The organism is Arthrobacter sp. Hiyo1, assembly GCF_001263615.2.
GTDB lineage: Bacteria > Actinomycetota > Actinomycetes > Actinomycetales > Micrococcaceae > Arthrobacter.
In genome coordinates, this window is record NZ_DF952472.1 from 337,169 (window position 1) to 341,080 (window position 3,912).

General features: G+C 64.3%; 3 protein-coding genes and 1 pseudogene. 1 reads left to right on the top strand and 3 read right to left on the bottom strand.

The genetic code is table 11. From position 1 onward, the window contains the following. Positions 1 to 147 precede the first annotated feature (147 nt). A pseudogene (locus tag AHiyo1_RS15135) lies at positions 148 to 2,255 on the bottom strand (DNA gyrase/topoisomerase IV subunit B). A 221-nt stretch (positions 2,256 to 2,476) separates the two neighbouring features. Between AHiyo1_RS15135 and AHiyo1_RS15140 the strand changes: the two are divergent. After that, entirely contained in the window at positions 2,477 to 2,698 is a 222-nt protein-coding gene (locus AHiyo1_RS15140; RefSeq protein WP_059389114.1) for a DUF7455 domain-containing protein, read from the top strand. A 120-nt stretch (positions 2,699 to 2,818) separates the two neighbouring features. Here AHiyo1_RS15140 and AHiyo1_RS15145 read toward each other — a convergent pair whose 3' ends face one another. Together AHiyo1_RS15145 and AHiyo1_RS15150 are read right to left on the bottom strand one after the other, a co-directional pair. Further along, positions 2,819 to 3,469 (bottom strand): FMN-binding negative transcriptional regulator, encoded by a 651-nt coding sequence (locus tag AHiyo1_RS15145; protein WP_059389115.1) that lies wholly within the window; start codon positions 3,467 to 3,469, stop codon positions 2,819 to 2,821. 52 nt (positions 3,470 to 3,521) lie between these two features. Next, positions 3,522 to 3,912: DMT family transporter (locus AHiyo1_RS15150; protein WP_148667609.1), on the bottom strand; the 391-nt coding region annotated here is incomplete at its 5' end.

Sequence of the window (3,912 nt, forward strand, 5' to 3'; positions counted from 1 at the left end):
CCGGCAGCCCAGCGCGCCCTGGTCCTCGCGGCGTCGGCCATGTTGCTCGCTGTGCCGACAGGCTTGCTGATTGTCCCGGGTTTGCTGGGCTGAACCGGATTGGACTGAGCAGGCTGCCGGGCTACGCAGGCCCACCGGATCACCGGATCAGGCGTCGATGCGTTCCCGGTCCAGGTCCGCTGCGCCGGCAATAATGAAGTCCTTGCGCGGGGCGACATCCGATCCCATGAGTAGGTCGAAGGTGTCCTCCGCCATCTTCGCGTTCTCGATCCCCACTTTGCGAGGGTGCGGTGGCGCGGATCCATCGTGGTCTCGGCGAGCTGTTCGGCGTCCATTTCGCCGAGGCCCTTGTAGCGCTGGATCGGCTCCTTGTAGCGCTTGCCCTCCTTGGCGAGCCTGGCCAGCAGGACGTGCAGTTCGGCCTCCGAGTACGTATAGATCATCTCGTTGGCCTTCTGGCCGGCGTTGATGACTTCCACACGGTGCAGCGGCGGGACGGCCGCATATACCCGGCCCTCGTCGATCATCGGACGCATGTACCGGAAGAACAAGGTGAGCAGCAGCGTACGGATGTGCGCGCCGTCGACGTCTGCATCGGTCATCAGGATCACCTTGCCGTAGCGGGCGGCGTCGATGTCGAAGCTGCGGCCCGAGCCGGCACCCACCACCTGGATGAGGGCTGCGCACTCCGCGTTGGAGAGCATGTCCCCCACCGAGGCTTTCTGCACGTTCAGGATCTTGCCACGGATCGGCAACAGCGCTTGGAAGTCCGAGGACCGCGCCAGCTTTGCGGTGCCCAGGGCGGAGTCACCTTCCACGATGAACAGCTCAGAGCGTCCGACGTCGTCCGTGCGGCAATCTGCCAGCTTGGTGGGCATCGACGACGTTTCCAGCGCATTCTTCCGGCGCTGCGTTTCCTTGTGGACGCGGGCCGAGATACGGGACTTCATTTCGCTGACGATTTTCTCGAGCAGCAGGGCGGACTGGGCCTTGTCGTTGCGGTTCGCCGAGTTCAGGCGCGCGGTGATCTCATCCTCGACCACCTTGGCAACAATCGCCCTGACAGCCGATGTCCCCAGGATTTCCTTGGTCTGGCCCTCGAATTGCGGCTCGGCCAAGCGGACCGTCAGCACTGCCGTGAGGCCAGCCAGGACGTCGTCTTTTTCAATCTTGTCGTTGCCCGCTTTGAGCTTGCGCGCGTTCGTTTCGACGGCCTTGCGGAACGTCTTCAGGAGTGCCTGCTCAAAGCCGGCCTGGTGCGTGCCACCCTTGGGCGTGGCGATGATGTTGACGAAGCTCCGCATGGTGGTTTCGTAGCCGATTCCCCAGCGCAGCGCTATGTCCACTTCACAGTCGCGTTCCACTTCAGCGATCTTGCTGTGCCCGTTTTCGTCAAGGACCGGAACGGTTTCCTTGAACTTGCCCGCACCATGGAGCCGCCAAATATCCGTGACGCCCGAATCCGCGGCGAGGAAGTCGACGAATTCGGAAATGCCGCCGTCGTGGTGGAAGACCTCCTGGTGCGGGCCGCTCTCGCCGGGGGTGCCGGGGAGCCGGCGCTCGTCCCGGACAGTGAGCTTGAGGCCCGGAACGAGGAAAGACGTTTGGCGGGCGCGCGCGGCCAAGTCCTCGTAGGCGAACTTCGCGTCCGGGGTGAAGATCTGCCGGTCTGCCCAGTAGCGGATGCGGGTACCGGTGACGCCGCGCTTGGCCTTGCCGACGACGTCGAGCACCGAGTTCTCGACGAACGGTTCGAAGACCGACGTCGGGCTGAGCTTCGAGCCGGTGTCCTTGAACCGTCCGGGCTCGCCCCGGCGGAAGGACATCTGGTAGGTCTTGCCGCCGCGGTCCACCTGCACGTCCAGACGGGCGGAGAGCGCGTTCACTACCGACGCGCCAACGCCGTGCAGACCGCCGGACGCCGTGTAGGAGCCACCGCCGAACTTTCCGCCTGCGTGAAGTTTGGTGAAGACAACTTCGACGCCGGTGAGCCCGGTCTTGGGTTCCAGGTCCACGGGGATGCCGCGGCCGTCGTCGTGGATTTCCACCGAATTGTCCGCATGGAGGATGATCTGGATGTCGTGTCCGAAGCCTGCCAGCGCCTCGTCCACGGAGTTGTCGATGATCTCCCACAGGCAGTGCATGAGGCCGCGGGAGTCGGTGGAGCCGATGTACATGCCCGGACGTTTGCGGACCGCCTCCAGTCCTTCCAAAACTGAAAGGTGCCGGGCGTTGTATTCAGAACTCGGTGCCACGGGCGGGGCGCTCCTTCGGGGGTGTAACAGAGGCAAAAAACACTCCTCCTAGCTAGCTGCCCCGGAGCCCGGACGAGAGCTGCCACTCCCAATCGTGCTGGACGCCACTTCCCGGTGTTACGCACATGTGATACGCGGACAGCGAACGTGACCCATCCTTGCCATGGTTTTGCTTCGAATGCTGGTTATATGGATACACAGAACTACTAAGGAGGCCGAACATGACAACAGCAGTTGCAGACCGCACACTCAATGCACTCGACCGGTGCGACCGTTGCGGGGCCCAGGCATATGTCCGCGTTGTACTCGAGTCCTCCGGCGGTGAGCTGCTCTTCTGCGGCCACCACGCACGTGCAGTAGAGGCCACGCTGCGGCCGATGACTTCGGACTGGCATGACGAGACGGCGCGCCTTCAGGAGAAGGAACCCGTCCTCGCCGACTAGCCCCAATGGCTGGCCCCCGCGGCCACCTGGCTGACAAAACTTCATAGAGACAGCGGCCCCCTCCGGACGGAGGGGGCCGCTTCGTTAACCGGGGTCTCCCGGCCCAGGCCGCAACGTTGCCTAGGCGCGGCCCGCGTCCCGGTGCGTCCTATCCTGCCTGGCCCTGGCCACGTCGGCAGCGATCTCCTGGTGCCCTTGGGCGCCAAGGCCGGCCACGACCCCAATGATGTCTTTATCGGGCCGGTTCTGGCTCAGTTTTGCCTTCGCCTCGATACGGCTGATCACCAGCTCGATGCCGACGATCGCACGCAACTGGCCGGAGACGTAGCGCTCCGGGGCATCATCCACGGACCACGGCCGCTCGGAACGGGCTTCATTGAGCCCGGTCAGCCGCCTGACATGATTCCCGAGCCACTCGGCGTCGTCATGGACGGCAAGCCTGCCGTAAACGTGGGCCGTGGAGTAGTTCCACGTCGGGACGACGCGTCCGTGCTCTTCCTTCGATGCATACCAGGTAGGCGAGATGTAGGCGTCCGCGCCCTGGATGATGACGAGTGATTCCCCGATCGAGGGCTCGGACCATTGCGGGTTGGTTCGGGCGAGGTGTCCGTGGAGCGCGCCGTGTTCGCCGATCGAGGGCTCGTAGATGAGCGGCAGGAAAGTCGCAAGCATGCCCTGTGATGTCATGGTGACCAGATTGGCTGCACCTGGCCGCGTCAGGAGGTCGTGGATCACGTCAGGACCGGCCTCGAAGTGCGCTGGGATGTACATGGGTTCTATTCTTCCTTTTCTGTGGCGGGTGGTCTCGGTGTTCTATTGGTCTTCAGCGGCCTTGGTCGGCGGGCTGCGGATTAAGGCGGACCCGGACCGCGATGCCGGCGCAAGCGATGACGGCCAGCCCGCCGACGATCGTGGTCCAGCCCAGGGATTCGCCCAGCAACAGCCCTGCCCAGCAAATGCTCAGCACGGGCTGGATGAGTTGTACCTGGCTGACCTTGGCCATGGGCCCGACGGCGAGGCCCCGGTACCAGGCGACGAAGCCGAAGAACATGCTGACGACTCCGAGGTATGCAAAAGCGGCCCATTGGACCGGTGAGGCTGACGGCGGCTGCTGGGACACGGAGAGTGCTGTCAGGCCGGCCATCAACGGCAGGGCCAGGACGAGCGCCCAGGATACGGTCTGCCATGCGCCGAGTTCGCCGGGCGAGCAGGCC

Excerpts from the sequence above, each read along its gene's own strand:
- AHiyo1_RS15140 (WP_059389114.1), top strand. The coding sequence starts at position 2,477 with ATGACAACAGCAGTTGCAGACCGCACACTCAATGCACTCGACCGGTGC.
- AHiyo1_RS15145 (WP_059389115.1), bottom strand. The coding sequence starts at position 3,469 with ATGTACATCCCAGCGCACTTCGAGGCCGGTCCTGACGTGATCCACGAC.